This is a genomic window from Alteriqipengyuania lutimaris (assembly GCF_003363135.1).
Taxonomy (GTDB): Bacteria; Pseudomonadota; Alphaproteobacteria; order Sphingomonadales; family Sphingomonadaceae; genus Alteriqipengyuania; species Alteriqipengyuania lutimaris.
On the sequence record NZ_QRBB01000001.1, the window covers coordinates 1,587,968 to 1,613,046 of the forward strand.

Sequence of the window (25,079 nt, forward strand, 5' to 3'; positions counted from 1 at the left end):
GCTGCATGATTGCGTTAGGCGTAGGAACGGGGACCACCATGACCAAGCGATACGGGCGCGATTTCGGCCTCAGGGCGGCATTTGCGGGTGTGCTCCTCACGTTTCCCGCACTGGCGCTCGCCGATGTGAACGCCGGCGTCGCCGCATGGCAGCAGGGCGATTACGCGACCGCCGTGGCGGAATGGCGCGGGCCTGCGAATGCGGGCGATGCCGATGCGCAGTTCAACATGGGCCAGGCCTACCGGCTCGGCCGCGGGGTGGAGCAGAACACCCGCCAGGCAGAGGTCTTCTATGCCAAGGCCGCGGCTCAGGGACATGCGAAGGCAGCCGACAATCTCGGCCTGCTGCTGTTCCAGAACGGGCGCCGCGAGGATGCGATGCCCTACGTCGTCGATGCCGCGCAGCGCGGCGATCCCCGCGCCCAGTACCTCCTCGGCATCGCACACTTCAACGGCGACCTTGTGGAACGCGACTGGGTGCGTGCCTATGCGCTGCTGACGCTCGCCAATTCGGCGGGGCTTCCGCAGGCGGCCAGTGCGGTGCAGCAGATGGACACGCATATCCCGCTCGACCAGCGCGAGGCCGCGCAAACGCTCGTCCCGCAACTGAAGCGCGCCGCCGATGCGCGCCGGGCAAGCCAGCTTGCGGCGGCCGATCTCGATTCCGTGCCCGATCCTGCGCCGGCCGGCCAGCCGCGTGCGATGAGCGATGCGGGGCGCATGCCTGCCCCTGCAGGCGCGATCGCGACGAGCCGCGCGCAGCGCATTCCGCGCGCCGTTCCCGAAACCCGCGTCGCGCCCTCGGTGGCCGCTGCGCAGTCCGCAATTGCCGAAGCCAGCCGCGTGACCGGGACCGAAAGCCCCGGAGATGCAGGCGTGACCTTTGCGCGTCGCTCGGCCCCGGACATGCAGCCCGGTCGGCTCGATCCAGGCCGCGTCGAAGCGCAGCCGACCACGCCGGTCGTTGCGCGCCCCGCGCCGCAGCCCCGGCCGCAACCGGAGCCCGCGCGGGCGGTCCCCGCACGCGAGGCGCGCGCCGCTTCGGAAGGAAGCGTCCAGCGCGCTATGGATGGTCCCTGGAAAGTCCAGCTCGGTGCCTTTGCGGTCGACGGCAATGCCGAACGGCTGTGGGCGCGCCTGTCCGGACGGGCCGAACTCGCCGGGGCGACCCGCGTGCTCGAGCCGGTGGGCCGGGTGACCAAGCTGCTCGCAGGCGGCTATGCCAGCCGCTCCGATGCGCAAACCGCCTGCAATGCGCTCAAGCGCAGCGGGCAGGAGTGCCTCGTCACGCGCTGAGTCACGCGCTGAGCACTTCGTCGGCGGCAACATGTTGCCCGTCAAAGACAATTCCCATGCGCGCGAGCGGGTGATAGGCATGCGTGCACAAGGGGGATTACCAGATGACCGAACCGACCGCGGCGGGAACGCCGGATCAGGACGTGCGCGTAACCGATGCGGACGAGAGGGCTGCGCCGATCTCGGCCACAGGCGGCAATCGCTTGCTCAGCCTCGATTTCACGCGTGGGATCGCCGTGATGGGTATCCTGGCGGCCAATATCGTCGCCTTCGGCCAGCCGATGATCGCCTATATGTGGCCCGACGGCTTCCTGACGCCGCATGGCGCGGCATCCGACCAGCTTTGGGTCGCCCAATTCGTGCTAATCGACGGCAAGATGCGCGGCCTGTTCACCCTGCTCTTCGGTGCGGGCATGATCCTGTTTCTCGACAAGGCGTGGGAGCGCGGACAGGGCAGGGGGCTGCAGTTCAGGCGTCTCCTATGGCTCCTCGCGTTCGGCCTGATCCATTTCTTCTTCATCTGGCGCGGTGACATTCTGACGCTCTACGCCATGTGCGGGATATTCTGCCTGCTGTTCGTGAAATGGCGGCCGAAGACGCAACTGGGCGTCGGCATCACCTTCTATCTCGTCGGCGCGGGGCTTTTCAGCGCGATCTCGGGCTTCTTCTACTGGGTGATGGAAGCCGGCGGGGCAAAGGCGATGGCGAGCCAGGGCGCGCAGACCGGCGGCCCGTCGACCCCCGCCGAAGTTCGCGGGGAATTCGCCACGATGAAGACGCAGGGTCTGGATACCGCACAGGCCGAAACGCCGCTGATCCAGTCGGGCGACTACTTCGGCTGGGTCCACTACAACCTGACCGAGCACTGGGCCGAGCCATTGAGCGGGATTCTGATCTTCGGGTTCGAGACGATCCCGCTGATCCTGATCGGCATGGCGCTGTATCGTTTCGGACTGTTCGACGGTCGACTGAGCGCCAAGAAACAGGCGATCTGGGGTGCTATGGGCGTGGCTGTCGGCCTTGCCGGTTCGCTCGCGATCGGCCTTTGGACGCTGGAGCGGGACCTCAGCTTCTACGCCACTTTCCTTAGCTTTGTGGGCACGAGCACCTTCGTGCGCCTGCCCTTCGTGATCGGCCTCGCCGCGCTTCTCGCGCTGATAGGCCCGAAGGCGACCGGCTGGCTCGGATCGAGAGTGAGCGCGGCGGGACGCATGGCGTTCTCCAACTATCTGGGCACCTCAATCCTGATGCTGCTGGTGTTCCATGGTTTCGCGCTCGGCCTGTATGGCGAACTGACCCGCCCGCAGCTCTACATCGTCGTGGGCGTGACGTGGATCATCATGCTGGCGTGGTCGAAGGCCTGGCTCACGGTGTTCCGCTTCGGCCCGCTCGAATGGCTGTGGCGCTGCCTGACCTACGGCAAGCTGTTCGCGATCCGGAGAGAGCGCGGCGCCTAGTGAGAAGGGCAGCGCTCGCGATCGGCCTCGCGGCCCTGCTTGCCGGGTGTTCGCAGCCTGTCGGCAGGCATGACATTCCGGGCGGGTACACTGGAACCCTTACGGACGGGCAGGCCTATCGGCTCGAGATGAGCGAGGATTTGGACTATCGCTTCTGCCGTCCGGACGACACGCAATGCGCCGATCCCGAGCATCTCGGCAGCTATCAGGTCGTGCGGCTGGGCGCCAAGTCGATCGTCAGGTTCCCGCTGCTTTGCATCACCCCCGATGGGGCCTGCGCGACCTACGAGGCCAATGCGAGGCGGACCGGCGGCGGTTCGGTCGAGCTCGATTTGGTCGACGCGTCGGGCACAAGTCACGTCTTCGTGAAGGACCTCTAGGCAGCCTTGGGGAGCGGCGGGTGTGACGCTGGGTACTTTCCTCTTGTTTGTGAGAACAAGTCGCATTAACAATGGCCTTGCGAGTCGTTCTCAGGAGGTCTCCACCCGCAATGTACGTCTGCATTTGCAATGCCATTCGCGAAACCGAGCTGCGGCGTGCCGCACGGCATTGTTCGGGCGATGCGGAAGCCTGCTACGCGATGCTCGGCAAGCGTCCGCAATGCGGGTCGTGCCTGTGCGATGCCGACGATATCGTGTTCGAGGAACGCGAGCTGGGCTACACTTCCGCTGCGGCCTAGTATCGTTCTCAAGAGAAACGCGCCATTGAGAGGCGCTTGCAAAAGCCCGGAATTCCGGGCTTTTTTCTTGTCCGGCTCTTGCGCAAGAAGCGTCTCGCCGTCATGACCGTCGGCAACAGGCGGACACAGGAGCACGGGCCATGAAGGGCGACGCCAAGGTCATCGAATATCTCAACCAGGCGCTCACGAACGAGCTGACCGCGATCAACCAGTACTGGCTGCACTACCGCGTGCTCGCCGACTGGGGCGTGACCAAGCTGGCCGAGTACGAGCGGCACGAATCGATCGACGAGATGAAGCACGCCGACTGGCTGGCGGAGAGGATCCTGTTTCTGGGCGGGCTCCCCAACTTCCAGGCGATCCACAAGCTGAAGGTGGGCGAGACGGTCGAGGAAATCCTCAAGGCCGATCTCGCGATCGAGATGGAGGCGATCCCGCTGCTCAAGGATGCGGCGGAATACTGCCAGGAAGTGAAGGACTACACCTCGGGCCAACTGTTCGAGAATATTCTGCGCAGCGAGGAAGAGCACGTCGATTTCCTCGAAACCCAGTTCGACATGATCGAACGGATGGGCCTGCACAACTACGTCCAGCTGCAAAGCCATCCGGCGGGCGAGGGCGAGACCGACGCCAGCGCGCCCTAGCGCGCTCCCGCCCATCGCCGGGGCCTATCGCGGGCGCCTATTGCCGACGCTTGTCCGAAACCCTGCTGGCCGGGCCTTTCGCGGCGATCGCCGTCTCGCGGAAAAAGAAGGCGAGGCCGGTAATCAGCAGCGCCATCGTCGCCACCCACAGGATCGCGATCAGGGTGCCGATCTTGAAACTGATCGAGGCGGACACGAAGAGCGCCGCGATCAGCACGCTGATGAGGCCCGCAGCCGCAGTCGAGAACATGACCGCGCGCTGCGCGATGCCCCGGCGGCGTTCCAGCCACGCGAGTTCATCCCCGCATGGCTCCTCGGGCTTGTCTTCGAAGCGGGCTTCGAGCCGTTCGATGCGGTTAGCCACCCACGTCAGCCGCGACATCATCACATTCATGATCGATCCGATGCCGACCAGCAGGAAGGCCGGAGCCAGGCTGAATTGCAGCATGTGCAGAACGCGCGGGGTGCTCGAGGTCTTCTCGAGCAGGTCGAGCGCCGCCTGAGGAGCGCCTACGACGAGGACAAGGTCGATCATTGCTCGCTCGCGTAAGGGTTCTTCGAGGTCTTGAGCACGACGCGCACCGGCACCGCGCCGAAGCCCAGTTCGCGGCGGATGCCGTTCACCAGATAACGCTCGTAAGAGGTCGGCAGCATGTCGAGCCGCGTCCCGAAGACAACGAAGCGCGGCGGGCGCGTGCCCGCCTGCGTGATGTAGCGCAGCTTGATCCGCTTGCCGCCAGGCGCGGGCGGCGGGTTCGCCTCCAGCGCATCGTCGAACCAGCGGTTGAGCGCCGAGGTGGAGACGCGCTTGCTCCACGCCTCGCGCAGTTCGAATGCGGCGCTCAGCAGCGGGTCGATCCCCTTGCCGGTCTTCGCGCTCACGGCGAGGACGGGCAGGCCTTTTACCTGCGCCAGCCCTTCGTCGAGCGCGCCGCGAATGCCGTTGAACAGCTTGCTCGGCTCTTGCGCGACATCCCACTTGTTGATTGCGATCATCAGCGCGCGCCCTTCTTCGAGCGCGAGGCTGGCGATCTTGAGGTCCTGGTGTTCCAGCCCCTGCGTCGCATCGAGCAGGAGCACCACGACTTCGGCGAAATCGACCGCGCGGCGGGCGTCCGCGACGGAGAGCTTCTCCAGCTTTTCGACCACGTTGCGCTTCTTGCGCATGCCTGCGGTGTCGATCAGGCGGATCTCGCGGGTGTCGCCGCTCTGCGGGTCGGTCCACTCCCAGTCGATCGCGATCGAATCGCGGGTGATCCCGGCCTCGGGCCCGGTCAGCAGGCGGTCCTCGCCCAGCATCCGGTTGATGAGGGTCGATTTGCCCGCATTGGGGCGGCCCACGATGGCGAGCTTCAGGGGCCCGCGAAGTAGCCCGTCGTCGTCCTCGTCCTCTTCGATCTCTTCGGCATCGGCGGCATCGGCCGCGTCGCTCTTCTCGCCGATGATCGGCCAGAGCGCCTCGAACAGGTCGGCGGTGCCTTCGCCATGTTCGGCCGAAATGCCGAGCGGGTCGCCCAGGCCCAGGGCATAGGATTCGAAGATCCCCGCATCGCCGCTGCGCCCTTCGGCCTTGTTGGCGACGAGGATGACCGGCACGTCCGCAGCGCGCAGCCAGTTGGCGATTTCCGTGTCGAGCGGGGTCAGGCCAGCGCGCGCATCGATCACGAATAGTACCGCGTCGGCATCCTCGATGCTGACCTCGGTCTGGATCCGCATGCGGCCGGGCAGGGTGCTCGGGTCCTCGTCTTCCCAGCCGGCGGTATCGACGACGGTGAAGCGCATCCCGGCCAGCGTGACATCGCCGAAGCGCCGGTCGCGGGTGACGCCGGGCTGGTCGTCGACCAGCGCCAGGCGCTTGCCCACGAGCCGGTTGAACAGCGTGGACTTGCCCACATTGGGGCGACCGATGATGATGACGCGGGGAAGCATGATGTGTCGCCAAGTGGCGTTTCGCACCGCGATTGGCAAGCGCGGCGCATATGTAACAAAGTATGGTTGATTTGCGTTAACCAAACTTGAGAGGCCGATTTAAAGAGGCGACCGGCAAAAACTTGCCGCATGATCCCTCGCCCCCGAACCTTTCTCGCCCCCCTGCTAGCAGCGACAGCAAGTATCGGAATATGCGGCGCTTCCTATGCGCAGGTTCATGCATTGCCGATGGCCAATGCCGCCATGAGCGGCCAGGAATTGCCGCCTTACCTGCAATGCGTGCCCTATGCCCGCGAGGTGTCGGGAATCGATATCTATGGCGATGCGCATACGTGGTGGGAACAGGCGGCCGGCCGGTTCGAGCGGGGCGCCACCCCGCGCGAGGGCGCGGTCATGGCTTTTGTCCCGACCGGCAACATGCCGCTGGGCCACGTGGCGGCGGTTGCCCGGGTGATCGATTCGCGCACCGTTCTGCTCGACCATGCGAACTGGTCGCCGATCGACGGGCGGCGCGGCCAGATCGAACGCAATGTGAAGGCGGTCGACGTCTCGCCGAACAACGACTGGAGCGAGGTGCGTGTATGGTACCATCCCCTTCAGGCGCTGGGGACCACGGCTTGGCCGGTCCACGGCTTCATCTATTCCGACGGAACCCCGCGGGCGCAGCCACGCCAGCAGTTCGCCCGCGCGACCCCGCAACCGACCCGCGCCGAACCGTCGAAGACGTTCCTGGCAGCCTTCGCGTCCACCCCGGAACGTTCGACCGCGCCCCAACGCGTGGCACCGCAGCGCAGGGCCACGGCGCCGCGCATAGCATACGAAACCGCGCGGCCTCTGCAGCCGCGACCTGCTTCGGATAGCGGTGATCGGGAAGTCGTCCGGCGCGCGGTCGCGCTGTACGACTGATCGGCGTCAGCCCTCGGCCTTGGCGACGGGGGCGTCTTCGCCCAGATCCTCGAACCAGGCTTCGACCGGCCCATTGAGCTTCAGCGTCAGCGGCTGGCCGTTGCGGTCCATCGTCCGCCCGGCCTGAACCCGCACCCACCCCTCGGTGATCGAATATTCCTCGATATCGGTGCGCTGGCGGCCCTTGAAGCGGATGCCGACGCCGCGTTGGAGCACTTCCTGATTGAAATGCGGGCTGCGCGGATTGACCGACAGTTCCATTGGCGGAAGGTCTGCGCCTTTCGCGGCGGCTTCGGGCGCCTCTGCGGGCGTGTTCTCAGGGGTTTCGTCAGTCATGACGCAGGCCGATAGCCAGCGCTACGTCACCTGACAATACGGGCCAGACAAATGGGTGTGGCGCGATGGCCAGGAATGGCCTTCGGGCGATCAGTCGGGCGCCAGATTGGCTGCGTAGAGCGAGAATTGGCGGGTATTGGGCGCCTTGAGACCTGCATCGCGGCGTTCGCGATCGATCTCGCTCGTCCACGAATTGCGCACGAGGAGGGGATTGCCGCCGGGGCCATCCTTCTCCAGCTCCTTCGACGACAGGCGCCCGTTGGCTGGATTGACCAGCGGAATCCTGAGTTTTCCTAAGATGTCGATCGTTTTCGTCATATTGCTTCCGTCCGATTTTGACGCTTATATTACATTTTGAAGTCTTAACGTAACGAAAATGTCACAATCAAGAGGGGAATGCGGTTCTGCGCTGTTTTCGGCCCGGAGGGGCGCGGCGCTTGCCCTTTGCTTCGGGACGCTCTAGATGCGCCGGTCTGTCGTGGATGACAGCCGTCGTCCGCGCGTCCTCGTTCGGATTGCGGGCGTGGCGGAACTGGTAGACGCGCTTGGTTTAGGTCCAAGTATCGCAAGATGTGGGGGTTCGAGTCCCTTCGCCCGCACCAGGTCCGGCACTTCCAGCGATCAGCAACCTTAACCGGAAAGCACGTAAGACCACTCCATGCAGATTACCGAGACCACCAATGAGGGCCTCAAGCGCGCCTACCGCATCACGATCCCCGCGAGCGAGATCGACGAGAAGATCAAGGCCGAGGTAAAGCGGATCGCGCCGCAAGTGCGCATGCCGGGCTTCCGTCCGGGCAAGGTGCCTGCCAACCTCGTGCGCAAGATGCACGGCGAACAGCTGCATGCGCAGGTGGTCAACGACACCATCCAGTCCTCGGTCGACGAACTGATCAAGGAAAAGGGCGTGCGCCCCGCAATGCAGCCGGCGATCGCGCTGGATGACGATTACGAGGAAGGCAAGGACGCCGACATCGACGTCACGCTCGAAATCCTGCCCGAGATCGACGCGCCCGACACCGACGGCATCAAGCTCGAGAAGCTGGTCGTCCCGGTGGACCAGAGCGCGATCGACGAGACGCTGCAGCGCATCGCCGACCAGAACAAGACGTATGTCGATGCTGCCAAGACCAAGAAGGCGGCCGATGGCGACCAGGTCATCATCGATTTCGTCGGCTCGATCGACGGGACCGAGTTCGAAGGCGGCAAGGCCGAGGACGCCCCGCTGGTGATCGGCTCGGGGACCTTCATCCCCGGCTTCGAAGACCAGCTTAAGGGCGTGAAGACGGGCGACGAGAAGACCGTGAAGGTCACCTTCCCTGAAGATTATCAGGCCGAGCATCTTGCCGGCAAGGACGCCGAATTCGCGGTCACGGTGAAGGCCGTGAAGACGCCGAAGGACAGCGAGATCGACGACGATTTCGCCAAGTCGCTGGGCCTCGAAAGCGCGGACAAGCTGCGTGAGCTGGTCAAGGCGCAGATGGAGCAGGAAACTGCCGGCCTCACCCGCACGCAGATGAAGCGCCAGCTGCTCGACACCCTGGCCGCGGGCCACGACTTTCCCGTGCCGGAGAAGATGGTCGATGCCGAGTTCGAACAGATCTGGCAGCAGCTGACGCAGGAAGCGGAGCGCGAGGAAGATCCCGATGCCGCGCTCAAGGAAATCGAGGGCGAGCGCGAGGATTACCGCCGCATTGCCGAGCGCCGCGTGCGGCTTGGCCTGCTGCTGTCCGAGATCGGCCAGTCCAACAACGTGCAGATCACGTCGCAGGAAATGTCGATGCTGATGCAGCAGGCTGCGCAGCAGTACCGCCCGGAAGACCGCGATCGGTTCATGCAGTTCATCCAGAACGATCCGATGGCCGCCGCGCAGCTCCGCGCGCCGCTCTATGAGGACAAGGTCGTCGATTTCCTGTTCGACAAGGCCGAAATCGAAGAGCGCGAAGTGACCCGCGAAGAGCTGGAAGCCGCGATCGAAGCCGAAGAGAGCACCGAGGCGGAAGCCGCCAAGGCGAAGAAGGCCCCGGCCAAGAAGAAGGCGCCCGCGAAAAAGCCCGCCGCCAAGAAGGCTCCGGCCAAGAAGGCGGACGACGCCAAGGCGGACGACAAGGCCGAAGACAAGAAGCCTGCCGCGAAGAAGGCACCCGCCAAGAAGCCTGCCGCGAAGAAGGCTCCTGCCAAGTCTGCGAGCGACGATAAGGCCGAAGACAAGAAGCCTGCGGCCAAGAAGGCCCCGGCGAAGAAGCCTGCCGCCAAGAAGGCACCTGCCAAGAAGCCGGCAGCCAAGAAGGATTGATCCGGGCTGCGATCGGCTCGATCATAGAGAACCGAAAGGGGCGATCGGTACGAACCGGTTGCCCTTTTTCGTTGGCCCCTTTCTCGTTAGCCAAGACTTCCCGCTATTCGGCCGGGTCGCCCGCGTCGGTCATCCAGCGTCCGAAATCGACCGTGGGAAGCGTTGCGGTTCGCGCGCGTTCGTAGGCCGCACCTGCTTTCAGCACCTCCCAGTCCTGCCACTTGCCTCCGATGATCGACAGGCCCACGGGCAGGTCCTCGATGCCGCCCATCGGAACGGTGAGGTGCGGATAGCCCGCGATCGCGGCGGGTGAGCCGAAGCCCACGCTGCCGTTGAAATTGTCGCCATTGACGAGGTCGCTCATCCAGGCGGGCCCGCGCGTCGGGGCGACGAGGAAGGCAACGTCGTTCTCGGCCATCAGCCGGTCGATGGTGAGCTCGCCTGCTAGGTGGACGGCGTTCTCGCGCGCGGCTTCGTAGGCGGCGCGATCGGTGGTGCCCTCCGCCAGTTCGAAAATATCCTGCCCGAACCAGCGCAGTTCGGCCTCGGCATTCGCTTCGTTGAAGGCGATGAGGTCGGCGAGGCTGCGGGGCGTGTCGCGGCCCTCGATCTCGGGGATCGAGGCGAGATACTTGTCCATTCCCTCGCGCAGCTCGAACAGCAGCACCTGGAAACTGTCGCGGCCCATTTCCTCGTTCGGTTCGAACTCGATATCGACCAGCTCCGCCCCCGCCGCCTCCATGTCGGCGAGTGCGGCATCGAAGACTGCGCGCAGGTCGGCACGGTTGCCCGCCTGGTTGCGCATGACGCCGATGCGCACGCCCTTGAGCGAGGCATCGCCGAGGCCTTCGGCGAAATCGCGCGCGTAGGTATCCGCCTCGGCGGTCGCCGGGTCGGCGGGATCGCTCCCAGCAAGCGCGCTCAGCAGCATGGCGGCATCGCGCACGCTCGTTGCCATCGGCCCGGCGGTGTCCTGCGTGCTGGAGATCGGCACCACGTGCGTGCGGCTGATCATGCCCACGGTCGGCTTGAAGCCGACCACGCCATTGATGCTGGCGGGGCAGGTGATCGATCCGTTGGTCTCGGTGCCTATGGCGGCCCACGCGAAGCCCGCGGCAACCGCTGCCGCGCTGCCCGAGGACGACCCGCAGGTATTGCGGTCGATCGCATGGGGATTGCGGGTGAGGCCGCCCACCGCGCTCCACCCGCTGGTCGAGTTGAAATCGCGGATATTGGCCCATTCGGACAGGTTCGTCTTGCCCAGCACCACGCCGCCCGCCGCGCGCAGGTTGGCGATCATCGGCGCATCGCGACCGGTCATGTTGCCTGTGAGCGCAAGGCTGCCGGCGGTGGTCGGAAACTCGCGGGTCTCGATATTGTCCTTGACCAGCACCGTGCTGCCCCAGAGTGGACCACGCGCTTCTCTTACTTCTCGCCGGGTTTCGTCGAAGTCCTTGGCGACCATGACTGCGTTCAACGTCTCGTCGTATCGCCCGATGCGGTAAAGGTTGGCTTCCGCATCGAGGACCTGCCGCGGGGGTATTTGCTCGATTACGCGAACCGGGCCTGGGCGTATTTCGCTATCCTGCGCGCTGGCTGGAGTAGAGGCGAGGGCGACCGCCGCTGAGGCGAGCAAAATGCTAGTTTTCATGGGGCGCGAAGCTGCGTCAGCGCCGCGCCCCAGTCAATTGCCCTTGCGGTCTTACCCGAAGGTCACGTCCTTCGCGCTGTCGATCACCGTACCGAGGATGCCGTAATCCTTGGCTTCCTTGGTGTTCATCCAGAAATCGCGATCGATGTCCTTCAGCACCTTCTCGTGCGTCTGGCCGGTCGCATCGGCGATCTTCTGCGCGATGCGTTCGCGCATCTTGACGATTTCCTGCGCCTGGATGGCGATGTCGCTCGCCGGGCCGCGCGCACCGCCGGAGGGCTGGTGGATCAGGAAGCGCGTGTTGGGCAGGCAGAAACGGCGCTCTGCCGGAACGCTCAGGAAGATGTGCGTCGCGATGCTGGCGACCCAGCCGGTGCCGATCATGGCGACGGGCGAGGCGATGAAGCTGATCAGATCGTGGATCGTGTCGCCCGATTCGACATGGCCGCCCGGCGAATTGACGATGACCCTGATGGGCTCGTTGCTGACATGGTCGAGATAGAGCAGCTGCATCGAGATGCGCTCCGCCATCTTCTGGTCGACGCCGCCGAAAATCAGCACGGTGCGCGCGTCGAGGAACTTGTTCATCATCGCCGCGCCGGCGTTGGAGATGTCCTTGTCCTGCTCCTCTTCGTCGTCGGAGCGGAAGGGAAGGGGGGCGTTGGGCATCGACATAAATCAGGCTCCTTCGGCGCATCGCCTTTACGAATTGGGCATCGCGCATGTTGTTGCGGCACAACTGGCGTGGGCGGGCTTTCCATTCAAGCCTTGATGATGAAAGGATGACACCAGATATAGGCGCCGAAGAGACATAAGGACCTTTCATGCAATTCGACGAATCCGGCTATTTCCGCGATCCCGCCACCGGCGCCTTGGTGCCCGTCGTGGTCGAACAGACCAGCCGTGGCGAGCGCAGCTTCGATATTTTCAGCCGCCTGCTGCGTGAACGCATCGTGTTCATCACCGGGCCGGTAGAGGATGGCATGGCCAGCCTCGCGGTGGCGCAGCTGCTGTTCCTCGAATCCGAGAACCCGTCCAAGCCGATCAGCATGTACATCAACTCGCCCGGCGGGGTGGTGACGGCCGGCATGGCGATCCACGATACGATGCAGTACATCCAGCCGCGCATTTCGACGGTGTGCGTCGGCCAGGCGGCTTCGATGGGCAGCTTCCTGCTGGCCGCGGGCGAGCCGGGGATGCGGATTGCGCTGCCCAACGCGCGGATCATGGTCCACCAGCCTTCGGGCGGGGCGCAGGGGATGGCCTCGGATATCGAGATCCAGGCGCGCGAGATCCTGCGCATCCGCAAGAACATGAACGAGCTTTATGCCAAATATACCGGCAAGGCGCTGTCCGACATCGAGGAAGCGATGGATCGCGACACATTCCTCGCTGCCGACGAGGCGATGAAGTTCGGAATCGTGGACAAGGTCTTCGAAACCCGGCCACACGGCGACTCCGGCAGTGACTCGGCCGACGAAGAGAGCGGTTCGGGCGGCGCGCCGGACTGATGCCGGCAGGCCCGGCGGCGATGTCGCCGGGCATCAGGTTTCTGAAATCGCTGGCACAAATGTGCTCGGGGATTCTTCGAAGGGCACTCTTCAGCCCTTCGCAAGATGATCCGTGCGATAGAGCCATCGGTTGCAATGACGCGCGCGAAAGTTACATTCGGTAGGTTCCCGCCCATGCGGGGATTCGAGGATTGAAAAGGTTATGAGCAAATTGAGCGGAACGGATAGCAAGAGCACGCTGTATTGCAGCTTCTGCGGCAAATCGCAGCACGAGGTGCGCAAGCTGATCGCCGGGCCGACCGTCTTCATCTGCGATGAGTGTGTCGAGCTGTGCAACGACATCATTCGCGAAGAGACCAAGGCGGGCCTGACCGGGCGCAAGGAAGGCGAAGTGCCTTCGCCGTCGGAGATCTGCGCCACGCTCAACGATTACGTGATCGGGCAGGAACGCGCCAAGCGCGTGCTCTCGGTCGCCGTGCACAACCACTACAAGCGGCTGAAGCATGCGGGCAAGCAGGACGGGGTGGAACTCGCCAAGTCCAACATCCTGCTCGTCGGGCCGACGGGTTCGGGCAAGACCCTGCTCGCGCAGACGTTGGCGCGCACCTTCGACGTGCCCTTCACGATGGCCGATGCGACCACGCTGACCGAAGCGGGCTACGTGGGCGAGGATGTCGAGAACATCATCCTCAAGCTGCTCCAGGCCTCGGACTACAATGTCGAGAAGGCGCAGCACGGGATCGTCTATATCGACGAGATCGACAAGATCACGCGCAAGGCGGAAAACCCCTCGATCACCCGCGACGTGTCGGGCGAGGGCGTGCAGCAGGCGCTGCTCAAGCTGATGGAAGGCACCACGGCCAGCGTGCCCCCGCAGGGCGGGCGCAAGCACCCGCAGCAGGAGTTCCTGCAGGTGGACACGACCAACATCCTGTTCATCTGCGGCGGTGCCTTCGCCGGGCTGGACAAGATCATTGCCGACCGGTTGCAGAAGCGCTCGATCGGCTTCGGCGCGCATGTCGCCGACCCGGACAAGCGCCGGATCGGCGAACTGCTCGAAAAGAGCGAGCCGGAAGATCTGCTCAAGTTCGGGCTGATCCCCGAATTCGTCGGCCGCCTGCCGGTGATCGCCTCGCTGCACGACCTCGACGTCGATGCGCTGGTGACGATCCTGCAGGAGCCCAAGAACGCCATCGTCAAGCAGTACGCCAAGCTGTTCGAGCTCGAAGGCGTCGACCTGACCTTCAACGACGAAGCGCTGCGGGCGATCGCCGAGCGTGCGATCAAGCGCAAGACGGGCGCGCGTGGCCTGCGTTCGATCGTCGAGGGCCTGCTGCTCGACACGATGTACGACCTGCCCGATCTGGAAGGCTGCAACGAGGTCGTGATCGACAAGGAGGTCGTCGAAGGCCGCAAGGAACCGGTCCGCGTGTTCGACGGCGAGGGCAGCAAGCGGGCGTCCGACGCGGCCTGATCCGCATCGCCGAGGGGGCGCGGCGATGGCTTAGGCCATCATCGCGCCGCCCGGCAGCCCCCGCGACCCGCTCGCCTTTTCCGAAACCGACTGGACATCCGCGCCGAGCGCTCGTCTCTCCGACGCCACCCGCGTGTGCGGCTGCTGCCCGTCGGATACCTTCCCGGCGAACGAAAAACCCCGCCCGGCAGGAGGGGAGCCGAGCGGGGTCCGTGATGCGACGCCGGAGCTGGGTGCGGGGTGGATGAGCCCGGCGCCGCAAGGGGAAAGAAATCAGTTCGGCAGGAAGACGCCGTCGGTGACATGGATCACGCCGTTCGACACATCGACATCGGCCTGCGTGACCGCCGTGGTGCGGCCTGCGCCGTCGGTGATGACGATCGTTTCGCCCGCAAGCCGTGCGGTCAGTTCGCCGCCGCCGAGCGTTTCGATCGTGTAGCTGCCGCCGTGCTGCTCGATAAGGCCGGTCAGCGTCGCCGCATCCACATCGCCCGACACCACATTATAGGTCAGGATATTGGTCAGCGTGCCCTTATTGGCCGGCTGGACGAGCGTTTCGACCGTGCCCGCGGGCAGCTTGGCAAAGGCGGTGTCGGTCGGCGCGAAAACGGTGAAGGGACCGGGGCCCGAAAGCGTCTCGGCGAGGCCGGCTGCCTGAACTGCCGCGACGAGCGTGTTGTGGACGCCCGTGCTCTGGGCGGCCTGCACAACGTTGGGCTGGCTCATCTCCTTGTGATGGTCCGCGAGCGCCGGACTGGCGCCTGCGAGGCCGAGCCCCGTGGTCAGGGCAACGGCGGCGAAAAGGGCGGTGGTGATCTTGCTGTTCTTACGCATCGCTCGAAATCTCCTTGATGCTCGCAAGCCCCTCCCTCGCTTGCGTCGTAGTTACGCAGGCCACCGGCGTGCGGATGCATTTTCGAGTGAATTTTTTGCGCGCCGCGCTGCGGCCGCCGGATACACCCGCAATATCGCGGGCCAGTGCAGCCTAGATCGCGGCGAACGCACCTTCAGCAACGACCGGCCCGGCGGGCTGCTCGGGCGGCTTGCCCCCCAGCGGCTCGCGGGTCAGCACCATTTGCGAGCCGTCGTGAATCATCGCGGCAAGCGCGGGGTCGAGAGGGACCCGCCGTTGCTCGCCCGGCGCGACGACGCCGAGCGAGCGCACCTGTGCTCCTTCGCCCGGCGGCACCAGCCACAGCTCGTGATCGTGGATGCCATCGGCGCTGAGGCCGTCGGCAGCGACGAGCAACTCGGCGCGATCGGGCAGGTAGGTGACGCCGATGCGCAGCGGCGTGTCGGCGATCGGGATCGAGGCGACCAGCGGCGGCTGCGATGCGGCGATCGAGTTGGGCGCATCGCCCGTCGCCGGGTCGTCGGCCGGGCCAAGCGGCACGAAGAGCAGTGTGAGCGCGGCGATCGCGGCGACCGCGCTCCCGGCTGCGATCCGCTGCCACAGCACCACACGGCGCTGCATCGCGACGACGGGGCTGACCTGCTCGCTCTGCTCCTCGACCTCGCGTGCGATGCGATCCCACAGATGGTCGGAGGGCGCGGCCGCGCCCGCATCGTCGAGCATCGGGGCAAGGCGCTGTTCCCATTGCGCGGCAAGCCCCGCAAAGGCCGGCTCGCGCGCCAGCCGCCCGCGCGTGGCGAGCAGCGCCTCGCCTTCCAGCAGGCCCATGGCGTATTCTGCCGCGAGCCGCTCGTCCCCATCCAGCTGCGGGCCGGGGCGGTTCGGATCGGTGTGATCGGACGCGCTCATTCGCCGCGCTCCATGCATTCGCGCAGGCGATAGAGCCCGCGTCTTATCCAGCTTTTCATCGTGCCGAGCGGCACGCCCTCGCGCTCCGCCATCTCCGCATAGGTGCGCCCTTCGAGAAAGGCGGTGCGGATTGCGCTGCGCTGCGGCTCGTCCAGCGCGTCGAGGCAGGCGTGGACGCGCGATGTGCGTTCTTCGTCGATCAGCATCGCCTCCGCGCCCGGCCCTCCATCGGCCAGCGCCGCAGCCTCGTCGACCGGCACGGCGCCGCGCCGTACCTTGCCGGTGCGCAGGCGATCTACCGAGCGGTTGCGCGCGAAAGTGGCCAGCCACGCGATCGGGCTGGCGCGCTTCCCGTCGTAGCGTGCGGCATTGCGCCAGAGAGAGATATATACGTCCTGCAAGGCGTCTTCGGCTTCTTTCCTGTCCCCCAAGATACGGTAGCAGATGCCGAAAAGCTTCACATTGGTGAGGCGGTACACCTCTTCGAGCGCGCGGCGATCGCCCTTCGCCATGCGCAGCATCGCGGCGTTCAGTGCCTCGCGGGCTTCGGGGCTGGAGGGTGTCATCCCTCAGCAGCCGCTGCCACAGTCGCGTTTCTGTTCGATCTGAAGCGTGGCATGGCCGATATTGTGATCGTGCTCGAGCCTGTGCGCAATATGCGCCAGGAATTCATCACCCGGATGGCCCGCGGGCATCACCAGGTGCGCGGTCAGCGCGGTTTCGGTGGTCGACATTGGCCAGATGTGCAGGTCGTGAACCTCGGTGACGCCCGGCTCCTTCTCCAGTGTCGCGCGCACCGCGCTCTCGTCGATCCCCTCGGGCACGCCCAGCAGGCCGAGTTTCAGGCTGTCGCGCGCGAGGCCCCAGGTGCCCCAGCCGATCACCGCCAGGATGACCAGGCTGGTGACCGGGTCGAGCCAGATCGCGCCGGTCAGCAGGATCGCCGCGCCCGCGACCACCACGCCGACCGATACCAGCGCGTCGGCCGCCATGTGGAGGAAGGCGCCGCGAATGTTGAGATCGTCCTTCCTGCCCTTGAGGAAGAGCAGCGCGGTGGCGGTGTTGATGACGATGCCGACTCCCGCGACCCAGATCATGGTCCAGCCCTCTGGCTCCACGGGATCGAGCAGGCGGTCGATCGTCTCGAACAAGATCGCGCCGATCGCGACCATCAGCAGCGCCGCATTGGCCAGCGCGGCAAGGATCGTGCTGCTCTTCAGCCCATAGGTGAAGCGGGCGCTGGGCGGACGCTTGGCCGCCGCGCTTGCGCCCCAGGCGATCAGCAGGCCGAGCACGTCGGACAGGTTGTGGCCCGCATCCGCGACCAGCGCCATCGACCCGGAGAGGTAGCCGAAACTCGCCTCGACCACGACGAACACGGTGTTGAGCGCGACGCCTATGGCAAAGGCGCGCCCGAAATCGGCCGGAGCGTGGCTGTGGCCATGCCCATGCGCGTGATCGTGCGAGTGATCGTGACCCATCGATCGGTTGCCCTTTGCCGTCTGGCTGCGTTCTCCAGCGGGGAACTAGGGATGCAGCCCATTCTTGCGCAAGAAAAATCTCGTAAATTCAGCCAGATATGGAATATCATTCGAAATCTTCGAGTGACTCAGATCACCTGTCCGGCGCTTCAAGTCGCTGAATAGACCTCGCTATTTGTCGGGATTGGGGAGCGAACAGCCTGACAGTGTCCCGCGTGGTTCCTGCTCGAGCCGCCGCTCCAGTGCTGCGAGCCGCTGGGCTGCGAGCGAAAGCCCCGTCTCGCGCGGACCCGTATCGAGCGGTACGGTGCGCCCGGACGTGCCGTTGCCCACGGGCGGCTGATAGACCCAGATGGTGCCGCCGCTATTCGCCGCCGCTCTGCGATAGAGCGCGCGGGCCTTGTCGGGATCGCAGGAAACGCCGCGTCCTTCCTCGAAGCGCACGCCGAGCTCCAGCTGCGCCTGCTTGTTCCCTGTGCTGGCAAGCCGTGCCACCTGGCCGAGCGGCAGGCTGGCGAGAGACTGGCGGTTGCCAAGGAGTGCCGTGCGCAGAGTGTTCGAAGCCTCGATACAGGCGTCGGACCGCGCGTCTGCATTCCTGCACGCGAGATCGTACAGGTTCATGGCGACGGCCAAACGTTGCAGGTCGTTCTGCGGGAGCATGGCGGCATTCGCGGTCGCATCGAAGGGCACACCCATATAGGCAGTCGGCGCTGCGCAGGCCGACAGGGCGATGGCGATCCCGGCGATGGCGATCGCGGGCTTGCGCTGGGGCGCGGTGCGGGACGCAAAGCGCATCTGCCCTCCTACGGATTACTCATAGACGCACGCATCGAGCCCTTCGCGCGCCATGGTATCGACCGCGCGCGCCATCCGGTCGCCGTGGCGGCGCAGCCAGCCCTGCGGGTTCTTGACCTCGCGTTTCTTGGGGCTGGGCAGGGCGACCGCCATGCGCGCGGCCTCCGAATTGCTCAGCCGGTCCGCCCCGTGACCGAAATAGCGCAGCGATCCCGCCTGCGCGCCGTATGTGCCAATGCCGGTCTCGGCGACGTTGAGATAGACTTCCATGATCCGCCGCTTGGTCCACAGCGTTTCGATCAGGACGGTGAAATAGGCTTCCAGCCCCTTGCGGAAGAAGCCGCCGCCTTGCCACAGGTACACGTTCTTCGCGGTCTGCTGGCTGATCGTGGAGCCGCCGCGCAGCCGCTTGCCCGATGCGTTGTCGCGCATGGCGGCCTGGATCGCGGCATAGTCGAACCCGTCGTGCTCGCAGAAATTCTGGTCTTCCGCCGCGATCACCGCGCGCACCAGGCTGCGGTCTATGTCGCCCAGGCTTTCCCAGTCCTTGGTGAAGCCATTCTCGTCCATCAGCATGGTCGCAGTGGCCGGGACCGGCACGAAGCGCCAGAGCACCGTCAGGAACAGGCTCAGGCCGATGAACACCGCGACCAGCGCGGTCAGGATCTGGAGCGTGCGGAACAGCATTGCGCGGCTGTCTAGAAGGTTCGGCGCAAGGCGACAATCATCCGCGTTCCTGGCGCCGGTCGTAGTCCGCGCGGGCCTGCTCTATCCGCGCGACATTCTTTTCCGCCCACTGCCAGACGCCGCAGAACGCCTCGGCCAGTTCGTGGCCCAGATCGGTCAGGGCATATTCGACGCGCGGTGGCACTTCGGGGAAGACGGTGCGGGATACCAGCCCCTCGCGCTCCATCTGGCGCAGCGTCTGGGTCAGCATCTTCTGGCTGATGCCGGGCAGGGCGCGTCCCAGCGCGCTGAAGCGGGTAGGCCCCGCCTCTTCGAGCGATTCGATGACGAGCAGCGTCCACCTGTCGGCAACGCGGCCGATCGTCTCGTCGACCAGTTCGTTGATTTTCTGGTCGTCGTGATAGCTCGCAACCGCGGAACTCGTCATATCTTACCTCCGGGTAAGTACCGCACTTCAAGGTGCCTGCTTTCCAATGGAGAGTGAAGGGATAATCTGGCGCCATGTCCAGACGCAAATCGGAGAAAGCGACATGAAGACCAGCGGCAACACCATCCTGATCACCGGCGGCGGCAGCGGCATCGGGCGCGAACTGGCGCGGCGGTGGCACGACCAGGGCAATAGCGTGATCGTAGCCGGGCGAACGCTCGCCAGCCTCGAGGAGACCGCGAAGGGCTACGATGGCATCGAAGCGATGACGCTGGATGTCGGCGATGCGAAGGACATCGCGCGCTTCGCCAAGGAGGTCGTCGCGCGTTTCCCGGCTCTCAACGTGCTGGTCAACAACGCGGGGATCATGCGGTTCGAGGATATTTCGGGCCAGCGCGACCTGAGCGATGCCGAAGCCACGATCGAGACCAACCTGCTCGGCCCGATCCGGTTGACCGACGCGCTGCTCGGGCATCTGAAGACGAAGGCCGACGCCGCGATCGTCAACGTGTCCTCGGGCCTCGCCTTCGTGCCCATGCCCAAGACCGCGACCTACAGCGCCACCAAGGCCGCGCTGCACAGCTACACCGTGTCGCTGCGGGCCAAGCTGGAAGGGCAGGTCGAGGTGATCGAGATCATTCCGCCCGCGGTGCAGACCGAGCTGACGCCGGGCCAGTCGACGCGCGAGGGCTATATGCCGCTGGACGATTTCATCGACGAGACGATGGAAGGTTTCCGGACCGACGAGACGCCGCCGGAAGTGCTGACCAAACCCGTGCTGTTCCTGCGCAATGCGGAAGCGGAAGGCCGGTTCGACAAGGCCCTGGCGATGACCAGCCAGTTCTGAGAGCGGTTCGGCCTGGTCCAGTACCGAACGAAAAAGGCGCGCACCGAACGAAAAAGGGGCGCATCCAACAGCGGATGCGCCCCTTTTTATTCTCAGATCCGGATGCGGATTACGCCGCGAGCGGCATCAGCTTCTCGCCCGCGATCCGCTGCATCGCCTTCTGCAGCTTCTCGAACGCGCGCACTTCGATCTGGCGGATGCGTTCGCGGCTGACGTCGTAGACCTTGCTCAGCTCTTCGAGCGTCTGCGGGTCTTCGGTCAGGCGGCGCTCGGTCAGGATGTGCTTCTCGCGGTCGTTGAGCGAATCCATCGCCTCGATCAGCATTTCGTGGCGCACCTGCGCCTCCTGCGAATCCGCAGTGGTCTCGTCCTGCAGGGGGCGGTCGTCGGTCAGCCAGTCCTGCCACTGACTGGCGTTTTCTTCCTCGCCGCGCATCGACACGTTGAGGGAGGAATCGCCGCCCATCAGCATCCGGCGGTTCATGTTGACCACTTCCTGCTCGGGCACGCCGAGCTCGGTCGCGATCGTCTTCACGTCGTCCGGGTGGAGATCGGTGTCCTCGTAGGCATCGAGGTTGCGCTTCATCCGCCGCAGGTTGAAGAACAGCTTCTTCTGCGCGGCGGTGGTCCCCATCTTCACGAGGCTCCACGAACGCAGGATATATTCCTGGATGCTCGCCTTGATCCACCACATCGCGTAGGTCGCGAGGCGGAAACCGCGATCGGGCTCGAATTTCTTGACGCCCTGCATCAGGCCGACATTGCCTTCGGAGATGAGATCCGAGACCGGCAGGCCGTAGCCGCGATAGCCCATCGCGATCTTGGCCACGAGCCGCAGGTGGCTCGATACCAGCTGGGCCGCCGCTTCGGGGTCTTCGTGCTCTTCGTACCGCTTTGCGAGCATGTATTCCTGCTCGGCGGTCAGCACGGGATACTTCTTGATCTCGGACAAATAGCGGTTGAGGCTCTGCTCCCCACCAAGGGCCGGAATGGCTACTGCCTTGCTTTTACTCACTTGGTCCCTAACCTTTCTCTAGTCGACCCCACCCCCTCTTTGCGGGAACGGACCCCTGATGGGCATCCGGAAGCGTCGGGCCACTGAATGCTTTATAGGCCAACTCGTGCGCGAATTCGAGCGCTGTTCATCGATTTCAACGAGCGATTTCGTCGATCAGTTCCGCCATGTCATACGGGATTTGGGCGGTGTACTCGTGCCATTCCCCGCTGACGGGATGAATGAAGCCGAGGCTAGCGGCGTGAAGCGCCTGCCTGCGGAAAGACAACTTGTCGAGAATCGGCCGTAAGGCCTTCGGATCGCGTCCATATTGGGGATCTCCCAATAAGGGATGACCGATTGACGCACAGTGAACGCGGACTTGGTGCGTGCGCCCGGTCTCGAGCCGGCATTCAAGAATGCTTGCGACGCGCAAAGATTTGGTTGTCCGGTAATGCGTCACCGCGTGCTTCCCGCGGGTCGCATCGGGGGGCAGCACCGCCATCTTCTTGCGGTCCCGGTCCGACCGGCCGAGCCGGGCGTTGATCGTCCCCTCGGCGGGCCTGGGCGTCCCTGCGCAGATCGCCACATAGCGGCGCGAGATCGAATGGTCGGCGAACTGCTTCGCCAGCCCCTCATGCGCCAAATCGGTCTTGGCGACGACCAGCAGCCCGCTCGTATCCTTGTCGATCCGGTGGACGATGCCGGGCCGCTCGACCCCGTTGATGCCCGACAGGGCACCCCGGCAGTGGTGGAGCAGCGCGTTGACCAGCGTGCCGTCGCGATTGCCCGCCGCCGGGTGGACGACCATGCCCGCCGGCTTGTCGACCACGATCAGGTCCGCATCCTCGTAGACGATGGTGAGCGGGATATCCTGCGGCTTGGCCTCCAGCGGGACGGGCGCGGGCACCCGGATGGCGAAAGGCGTCCCCGCCTCGACCTTGGCGGAGGGCGAGGTCGCGGGCTTGCCCCCCACGTCGACCGCGCCGTCGGCAATGAGTGCCTTGATCCGCTCTCGAGAAAGGTCGGTGGCGTCGGCCAAGGCCTTGTCGAGGCGGGTGAAGGACCGAGTTTTGCCCTGGATACTCTCGGCCCGTTCGGCGCCTCTCGAAGGAACGAGCGACCCTTCGACAAGCTCAGGGTGAGCGGGTTTTTCAGATCCCTCTCCCCCCGCTCGTCCTGAGCTTGTCGAAGGACCGTCCTTGCTTCTTGCCAAGTGCGACACGCTTTCCCAGTCTCCGCGGATCAGCGCCTGCTTTTTCGCCCGGGACCACCCCTTTATCCGCCGCTCCGCCTCGAAGGCTTCCTGACGAGTCGGGAATTCCTGGCTCCATACCAGTTCGACCGGAAGCCTCTCCGAGGTGAACCCGGCCGCTTGCCCGGAACTATGCGCAGCTATGCGCTGTTCGAGATTGTCCGTATGCCCGGTGTAGTAGGCTCCGCCGTGACAATGTAGCATGTAGGCCCAGAACGGCATTGTCCGGCGTTAAGAAAAGTACGATCCTTCGACAAGCTCAGGATGAGCGGTGCTTCAAATCACACATCTCGCGAGTGCGGCCATGCTAACCCATGCGGCCAGCGCCCACCCCCAGGAATGCTGCGGCCTGCTGCTGGGCGAGGGCGGTCGCATTACGCACGCGCAGCCCGCCGCCAATGTCCATCGGGACCCTGCCACCCATTTCGAAATCGACCCGCGCGACCTGATCGGGGCGTTCAAGGCGGAGCGTGCGGGCGGGCCGCAGGTGATCGGCTATTACCATTCGCACCCGACCGGCGATCCTACGCCTTCGGCGACCGACCGCGCGCAGGCCGCGCACGACGGGAAGCTGTGGGCAATTGTTGCGCGTGACGCAATACGGTTGTTCAGGGATGGGGAGGAGGCGTTCGAGGCGCTTTCCTACGAAGTCGCGCCGCGCTAGGCAGGCCGCGATGAATCGACACACCACGACCTTTCCTGCCATCACGAAAACGCACCAGTTCGAGCGTGGCTTTTTTGCCCTTGGACACTGTGTCAGGTGTGTCAGAACTCCAACAATGGCAGCGCAGCCCGGAAAGGCATCATGAGCGAGACCGATCCCCTTCTGCTGGCGAGCCAGCTGTGCTCGCGCCTGTGCCACGACATGCTTTCGCCCGTCGGCGCGCTGTCGAACGGGCTCGAACTGCTGGCGGACGAGAAAGACCCCCAGATGCGCCAGCGCTGCTTCGAACTGCTGGAGCAGAGCGCGCGGACCAGCGCCGCCAAGCTCAAGTTCTTCCGGCTGGCCTACGGCGCGGGCGGCGGTTTCGGCGAGCAGATCTCGATCGACGAGCCCAAGGCGGTGATCGAGACGCTGGCCGCCGATGCCAAGCGGATCGAGCTCAACTGGCAGCTCACGGCACCGACCTTGTCCAAGACCGGGGCGAAGGTCATGCTCAACCTCGCGCATATCGGGCTCGATGCGTTGGTGCGCGGCGGCACTCTCGATATCGGGGCGGAGGATCGCGACGACGTGACCGAGATCGTGGTGCGCGCGACCGGCACCAAGATCGCCTTTGATGCGCAGGTCGGCGAAGCGCTGGGCGGCAAGCTCGATCCCGAAGACCTGACCGGTCGCACCGCGCCCGCGCACGTCCTCGCCGTGATGGCCGAGCGTTCGGGCGGCGTCATCCAGACCCATGCCGACACGGGCACGCTGCTGCTGGGCGCGACACTGCCGCATGCCGAGTGAGCGCGGCATGGGCGGGGCAAAAGAGAGGAATGCGATGATCGAGCGGCCGGACAGCGAGCTGATCCATCACGAGCGCCTTTCGCCCAATTACGACGAGCGCGATGCGCCGGTCTCGATGGTGGTGATCCATTACACCGAGATGCAGAGCGCGCAGGCCGCGCTCGACCGGCTGACCGATCCCGAAGCCAAGGTTTCCGCCCATTACCTCATCAGCGAGGCGGGCGAGGTGACCCGGGTGGTGCCCGAGGACAAGCGCGCGTGGCACGCGGGCGTTTCCTACTGGCGCGGCGAGACCGACGTGAACACGGTCAGCGTCGGGATCGAGCTCGATCACCCCGGTCACAAATTCGGCTATCGCGACTTCGCCGAGGCGCAGATCGACGCGCTGATCCCGCTGCTCAATGCGATTGTGAAGCGCTACGACGTGCCGCGCGCCAACGTGGTCGGCCATTCGGACGTCGCCCCGCAGCGCAAGATCGACCCGGGCGAGTTGTTTCCGTGGGCGCGGATTGCGGATCTCGGCCTGTGCCTGCCACGCCCGACCAAGCTCGAACTGGGCGATCCGTTCGACAACGACGGAGCGTTCTACCTCGCGCTCGAACGGTTCGGTTACGACATCAGCGACGGGCGCAAGGTGGTCGAGGCGTTCCAGCGCCGCTGGCGGCCCGAACAGATCGACGGCGAGATCGACGGGGAGATCCGCGCGATCCTGTTCCAGCTGCTGCTCGACCGCGATCGGGGGCTGGCGCGGTAGCGCGGCGCGGCAAGGCGCTACACATTCGCCGCAGGCACGCTATATCGGGCCCCGCCAGGAGGCTGGGCAGCCGCGGGTGCGCAAGCACGCGAGGAAAGTCCGGGCTCCACGAAGCAAGGGTGGCGGGTAACGCCCGCCGGGGGCGACCCCAGGGAAAGTGCCACAGAGAGTATACCGCCGATGGCCCCTAAAGGGCACAGGCAAGGGTGAAAGGGTGCGGTAAAAGCGCACCGGGGGCCTGGTAACAGGTCCCGTCATGGCAAACCCCACCCGGAGCAAGGCCGAATAGGGATCCCGCGCCAGAAATGGCAGGAACGCTTCGTTCCGAGGAGGTCCGGGTTGGCTGCTCGAGCGTGCTGGCAACAGCACGCCTAGATGAATGGCTGCCGCCTCTCGCAAGGGAGGAACAGAACCCGGCTTACAGGCCTCCTGGCACTTGAATC

The 25,079-nt window shown here is 65.2% G+C and carries 28 protein-coding genes, 1 tRNA gene, 1 other RNA gene and 1 pseudogene; 15 read left to right on the forward strand and 16 right to left on the reverse strand.

Features of this window, described 5'->3' with window-relative positions; all coding sequences use genetic code 11:
• Window positions 1-38: 38 nt before the first annotated feature.
• From DL238_RS07505 to bfr, 5 genes are all read left to right on the forward strand, one after another.
• Entirely contained in the window at window positions 39-1,295 is a 1,257-nt protein-coding gene (locus tag DL238_RS07505; RefSeq protein ID WP_115491685.1) for an SPOR domain-containing protein, read from the forward strand.
• Window positions 1,296-1,399: 104 nt separating this feature from the next.
• Complete coding sequence (locus tag DL238_RS07510) at window positions 1,400-2,752, forward strand: DUF418 domain-containing protein (RefSeq protein ID WP_115491686.1); 1,353 nt, start codon at window positions 1,400-1,402, stop codon at window positions 2,750-2,752.
• Window positions 2,752-3,132: a hypothetical protein gene (locus DL238_RS07515; RefSeq protein WP_147290999.1), complete on the forward strand. Its 381-nt coding sequence runs from the start codon at window positions 2,752-2,754 to the stop codon at window positions 3,130-3,132. The genes DL238_RS07510 and DL238_RS07515 overlap by 1 nt, the downstream gene beginning before the upstream one ends.
• 110 nt (window positions 3,133-3,242) lie before the next feature.
• The gene (locus tag DL238_RS07520; RefSeq protein WP_115491688.1) at window positions 3,243-3,431 is read left to right on the forward strand and encodes a (2Fe-2S)-binding protein; all 189 of its coding nucleotides are present in this window, start codon (window positions 3,243-3,245) and stop codon (window positions 3,429-3,431) included.
• A 140-nt stretch (window positions 3,432-3,571) separates the two neighbouring features.
• Window positions 3,572-4,075, forward strand: coding sequence for a bacterioferritin (bfr, locus tag DL238_RS07525; RefSeq protein ID WP_115491689.1), 504 nt, complete (start codon window positions 3,572-3,574; stop codon window positions 4,073-4,075).
• 37 nt (window positions 4,076-4,112) lie between these two features.
• Here the strand turns inward: bfr and DL238_RS07530 are convergent, their stop codons facing one another.
• Window positions 4,113-4,610, reverse strand: a complete 498-nt coding sequence (locus DL238_RS07530; RefSeq protein ID WP_181883859.1) for a DUF2721 domain-containing protein — start codon at window positions 4,608-4,610, stop codon at window positions 4,113-4,115.
• Window positions 4,607-6,004, reverse strand: a complete 1,398-nt coding sequence (der, locus tag DL238_RS07535) for a ribosome biogenesis GTPase Der (protein WP_115491690.1) — start codon at window positions 6,002-6,004, stop codon at window positions 4,607-4,609. Before der ends, DL238_RS07530 begins: the two co-directional genes overlap by 4 nt.
• A gap of 228 nt (window positions 6,005-6,232) precedes the next feature.
• On the opposite strand from der, the gene DL238_RS07540 reads away from it, so the two are divergent.
• Window positions 6,233-6,910, forward strand: coding sequence for a CHAP domain-containing protein (locus DL238_RS07540; RefSeq protein WP_115491691.1), 678 nt, complete (start codon window positions 6,233-6,235; stop codon window positions 6,908-6,910).
• A 6-nt stretch (window positions 6,911-6,916) separates the two neighbouring features.
• On the opposite strand, the gene DL238_RS07545 is transcribed toward DL238_RS07540, so the two are convergent.
• Both DL238_RS07545 and DL238_RS07550 read right to left on the reverse strand, forming a co-directional pair.
• Window positions 6,917-7,246: a DUF3297 family protein gene (locus tag DL238_RS07545; protein WP_115491692.1), complete on the reverse strand. Its 330-nt coding sequence runs from the start codon at window positions 7,244-7,246 to the stop codon at window positions 6,917-6,919.
• A gap of 90 nt (window positions 7,247-7,336) precedes the next feature.
• Window positions 7,337-7,564 carry a hypothetical protein gene (locus DL238_RS07550; protein WP_115491693.1) on the reverse strand — a complete coding sequence of 76 codons (228 nt, stop codon included), beginning with the start codon at window positions 7,562-7,564 and terminating at the stop codon, window positions 7,337-7,339.
• Window positions 7,565-7,763: 199 nt separating this feature from the next.
• On the opposite strand from DL238_RS07550, the gene DL238_RS07555 reads away from it, so the two are divergent.
• Both DL238_RS07555 and tig read left to right on the forward strand, forming a co-directional pair.
• Window positions 7,764-7,848, forward strand: a tRNA-Leu gene (locus DL238_RS07555).
• Window positions 7,849-7,904: 56 nt separating this feature from the next.
• Window positions 7,905-9,542: a trigger factor gene (gene tig / locus DL238_RS07560; protein WP_115491694.1), complete on the forward strand. Its 1,638-nt coding sequence runs from the start codon at window positions 7,905-7,907 to the stop codon at window positions 9,540-9,542.
• A gap of 103 nt (window positions 9,543-9,645) precedes the next feature.
• Here tig and DL238_RS07565 read toward each other — a convergent pair whose 3' ends face one another.
• Complete coding sequence (locus DL238_RS07565) at window positions 9,646-11,193, reverse strand: amidase (protein ID WP_115491695.1); 1,548 nt, start codon at window positions 11,191-11,193, stop codon at window positions 9,646-9,648.
• 51 nt (window positions 11,194-11,244) lie between these two features.
• The gene (locus DL238_RS07570) at window positions 11,245-11,862 is read right to left on the reverse strand and encodes an ATP-dependent Clp protease proteolytic subunit (RefSeq protein WP_234031011.1); all 618 of its coding nucleotides are present in this window, start codon (window positions 11,860-11,862) and stop codon (window positions 11,245-11,247) included.
• Window positions 11,863-12,017: 155 nt separating this feature from the next.
• On the opposite strand from DL238_RS07570, the gene DL238_RS07575 reads away from it, so the two are divergent.
• Both DL238_RS07575 and clpX read left to right on the forward strand, forming a co-directional pair.
• A complete protein-coding gene (locus tag DL238_RS07575) occupies window positions 12,018-12,704 on the forward strand; it encodes an ATP-dependent Clp protease proteolytic subunit (RefSeq protein WP_115491697.1) in 687 nt (228 codons plus the stop codon).
• Between the two features lie 202 nt (window positions 12,705-12,906).
• The gene (gene clpX / locus DL238_RS07580; RefSeq protein ID WP_115491698.1) at window positions 12,907-14,178 is read left to right on the forward strand and encodes an ATP-dependent Clp protease ATP-binding subunit ClpX; all 1,272 of its coding nucleotides are present in this window, start codon (window positions 12,907-12,909) and stop codon (window positions 14,176-14,178) included.
• A gap of 273 nt (window positions 14,179-14,451) precedes the next feature.
• Here clpX and DL238_RS07585 read toward each other — a convergent pair whose 3' ends face one another.
• The 7 genes from DL238_RS07585 to DL238_RS07615 form a co-directional block, all read right to left on the reverse strand.
• On the reverse strand, window positions 14,452-15,012 hold the full coding sequence (locus tag DL238_RS07585) for a fasciclin domain-containing protein (RefSeq protein WP_115491699.1): 561 nt from the start codon (window positions 15,010-15,012) through the stop codon (window positions 14,452-14,454).
• Between the two features lie 151 nt (window positions 15,013-15,163).
• Entirely contained in the window at window positions 15,164-15,940 is a 777-nt protein-coding gene (locus DL238_RS07590) for an anti-sigma factor (protein ID WP_115491700.1), read from the reverse strand.
• Window positions 15,937-16,506 carry a sigma-70 family RNA polymerase sigma factor gene (locus DL238_RS07595; protein WP_115491701.1) on the reverse strand — a complete coding sequence of 190 codons (570 nt, stop codon included), beginning with the start codon at window positions 16,504-16,506 and terminating at the stop codon, window positions 15,937-15,939. Before DL238_RS07595 ends, DL238_RS07590 begins: the two co-directional genes overlap by 4 nt.
• A gap of 3 nt (window positions 16,507-16,509) precedes the next feature.
• On the reverse strand, window positions 16,510-17,421 hold the full coding sequence (locus DL238_RS07600; protein WP_115491702.1) for a cation diffusion facilitator family transporter: 912 nt from the start codon (window positions 17,419-17,421) through the stop codon (window positions 16,510-16,512).
• 171 nt (window positions 17,422-17,592) lie between these two features.
• Window positions 17,593-18,219 (reverse strand): hypothetical protein, encoded by a 627-nt coding sequence (locus DL238_RS07605; protein ID WP_115491703.1) that lies wholly within the window; start codon window positions 18,217-18,219, stop codon window positions 17,593-17,595.
• Between the two features lie 15 nt (window positions 18,220-18,234).
• Window positions 18,235-18,906, reverse strand: a complete 672-nt coding sequence (gene mtgA / locus DL238_RS07610; RefSeq protein ID WP_115491704.1) for a monofunctional biosynthetic peptidoglycan transglycosylase — start codon at window positions 18,904-18,906, stop codon at window positions 18,235-18,237.
• A gap of 37 nt (window positions 18,907-18,943) precedes the next feature.
• On the reverse strand, window positions 18,944-19,333 hold the full coding sequence (locus tag DL238_RS07615; RefSeq protein ID WP_115491705.1) for a winged helix-turn-helix transcriptional regulator: 390 nt from the start codon (window positions 19,331-19,333) through the stop codon (window positions 18,944-18,946).
• Between the two features lie 103 nt (window positions 19,334-19,436).
• On the opposite strand from DL238_RS07615, the gene DL238_RS07620 reads away from it, so the two are divergent.
• Entirely contained in the window at window positions 19,437-20,180 is a 744-nt protein-coding gene (locus DL238_RS07620) for an SDR family oxidoreductase (protein ID WP_115491706.1), read from the forward strand.
• Between the two features lie 109 nt (window positions 20,181-20,289).
• Here DL238_RS07620 and rpoH read toward each other — a convergent pair whose 3' ends face one another.
• From rpoH to DL238_RS16345, 3 genes and pseudogenes are all read right to left on the reverse strand, one after another.
• Window positions 20,290-21,195, reverse strand: a complete 906-nt coding sequence (gene rpoH, locus DL238_RS07625) for an RNA polymerase sigma factor RpoH (RefSeq protein WP_181883860.1) — start codon at window positions 21,193-21,195, stop codon at window positions 20,290-20,292.
• Between the two features lie 136 nt (window positions 21,196-21,331).
• Window positions 21,332-22,258, reverse strand: a complete 927-nt coding sequence (locus DL238_RS07630) for an RluA family pseudouridine synthase (protein WP_234031091.1) — start codon at window positions 22,256-22,258, stop codon at window positions 21,332-21,334.
• A gap of 183 nt (window positions 22,259-22,441) precedes the next feature.
• Window positions 22,442-22,651 (reverse strand): annotated as a pseudogene (locus tag DL238_RS16345) (GIY-YIG nuclease family protein); the annotation flags it as partial.
• 49 nt (window positions 22,652-22,700) lie between these two features.
• Here DL238_RS16345 and DL238_RS07635 point away from each other — a divergent pair.
• The 4 genes from DL238_RS07635 to rnpB all read left to right on the forward strand — a co-directional run bounded on the left by DL238_RS07635 (window position 22,701) and on the right by rnpB (window position 25,073).
• Window positions 22,701-23,093, forward strand: a complete 393-nt coding sequence (locus DL238_RS07635; protein ID WP_267897128.1) for a M67 family metallopeptidase — start codon at window positions 22,701-22,703, stop codon at window positions 23,091-23,093.
• 141 nt (window positions 23,094-23,234) lie between these two features.
• Window positions 23,235-23,882: a histidine phosphotransferase family protein gene (locus DL238_RS07640; RefSeq protein ID WP_115491709.1), complete on the forward strand. Its 648-nt coding sequence runs from the start codon at window positions 23,235-23,237 to the stop codon at window positions 23,880-23,882.
• A gap of 34 nt (window positions 23,883-23,916) precedes the next feature.
• Entirely contained in the window at window positions 23,917-24,636 is a 720-nt protein-coding gene (locus DL238_RS07645; protein ID WP_115491710.1) for an N-acetylmuramoyl-L-alanine amidase, read from the forward strand.
• Between the two features lie 54 nt (window positions 24,637-24,690).
• Window positions 24,691-25,073: RNase P RNA component class A (gene rnpB / locus DL238_RS07650), an RNA gene on the forward strand.
• Window positions 25,074-25,079: the final 6 nt, after the last annotated feature.

Bases quoted from the DNA above. Each gene is read 5' to 3' on its own strand.
- DL238_RS07505 (WP_115491685.1), top strand. From the start codon at position 39: ATGACCAAGCGATACGGGCGCGATTTCGGCCTCAGGGCGGCATTTGCG.
- DL238_RS07510 (WP_115491686.1), top strand. From the start codon at position 1,400: ATGACCGAACCGACCGCGGCGGGAACGCCGGATCAGGACGTGCGCGTA.
- DL238_RS07520 (WP_115491688.1), top strand. From the start codon at position 3,243: ATGTACGTCTGCATTTGCAATGCCATTCGCGAAACCGAGCTGCGGCGT.
- bfr (WP_115491689.1), top strand. From the start codon at position 3,572: ATGAAGGGCGACGCCAAGGTCATCGAATATCTCAACCAGGCGCTCACG.
- DL238_RS07530 (WP_181883859.1), bottom strand. From the start codon at position 4,610: ATGATCGACCTTGTCCTCGTCGTAGGCGCTCCTCAGGCGGCGCTCGAC.
- der (WP_115491690.1), bottom strand. From the start codon at position 6,004: ATGCTTCCCCGCGTCATCATCATCGGTCGCCCCAATGTGGGCAAGTCC.
- DL238_RS07540 (WP_115491691.1), top strand. From the start codon at position 6,233: ATGGCCAATGCCGCCATGAGCGGCCAGGAATTGCCGCCTTACCTGCAA.
- DL238_RS07545 (WP_115491692.1), bottom strand. From the start codon at position 7,246: ATGACTGACGAAACCCCTGAGAACACGCCCGCAGAGGCGCCCGAAGCC.
- DL238_RS07550 (WP_115491693.1), bottom strand. From the start codon at position 7,564: ATGACGAAAACGATCGACATCTTAGGAAAACTCAGGATTCCGCTGGTC.
- tig (WP_115491694.1), top strand. From the start codon at position 7,905: ATGCAGATTACCGAGACCACCAATGAGGGCCTCAAGCGCGCCTACCGC.
- DL238_RS07565 (WP_115491695.1), bottom strand. From the start codon at position 11,193: ATGAAAACTAGCATTTTGCTCGCCTCAGCGGCGGTCGCCCTCGCCTCT.
- DL238_RS07570 (WP_234031011.1), bottom strand. From the start codon at position 11,862: ATGCCCAACGCCCCCCTTCCCTTCCGCTCCGACGACGAAGAGGAGCAG.
- DL238_RS07575 (WP_115491697.1), top strand. From the start codon at position 12,018: ATGCAATTCGACGAATCCGGCTATTTCCGCGATCCCGCCACCGGCGCC.
- clpX (WP_115491698.1), top strand. From the start codon at position 12,907: ATGAGCAAATTGAGCGGAACGGATAGCAAGAGCACGCTGTATTGCAGC.
- DL238_RS07585 (WP_115491699.1), bottom strand. From the start codon at position 15,012: ATGCGTAAGAACAGCAAGATCACCACCGCCCTTTTCGCCGCCGTTGCC.
- DL238_RS07590 (WP_115491700.1), bottom strand. From the start codon at position 15,940: ATGAGCGCGTCCGATCACACCGATCCGAACCGCCCCGGCCCGCAGCTG.
- DL238_RS07595 (WP_115491701.1), bottom strand. From the start codon at position 16,506: ATGACACCCTCCAGCCCCGAAGCCCGCGAGGCACTGAACGCCGCGATG.
- DL238_RS07600 (WP_115491702.1), bottom strand. From the start codon at position 17,421: ATGGGTCACGATCACTCGCACGATCACGCGCATGGGCATGGCCACAGC.
- DL238_RS07605 (WP_115491703.1), bottom strand. From the start codon at position 18,219: ATGCGCTTTGCGTCCCGCACCGCGCCCCAGCGCAAGCCCGCGATCGCC.
- mtgA (WP_115491704.1), bottom strand. From the start codon at position 18,906: ATGCTGTTCCGCACGCTCCAGATCCTGACCGCGCTGGTCGCGGTGTTC.
- DL238_RS07615 (WP_115491705.1), bottom strand. From the start codon at position 19,333: ATGACGAGTTCCGCGGTTGCGAGCTATCACGACGACCAGAAAATCAAC.
- DL238_RS07620 (WP_115491706.1), top strand. From the start codon at position 19,437: ATGAAGACCAGCGGCAACACCATCCTGATCACCGGCGGCGGCAGCGGC.
- DL238_RS07640 (WP_115491709.1), top strand. From the start codon at position 23,235: ATGAGCGAGACCGATCCCCTTCTGCTGGCGAGCCAGCTGTGCTCGCGC.
- DL238_RS07645 (WP_115491710.1), top strand. From the start codon at position 23,917: ATGATCGAGCGGCCGGACAGCGAGCTGATCCATCACGAGCGCCTTTCG.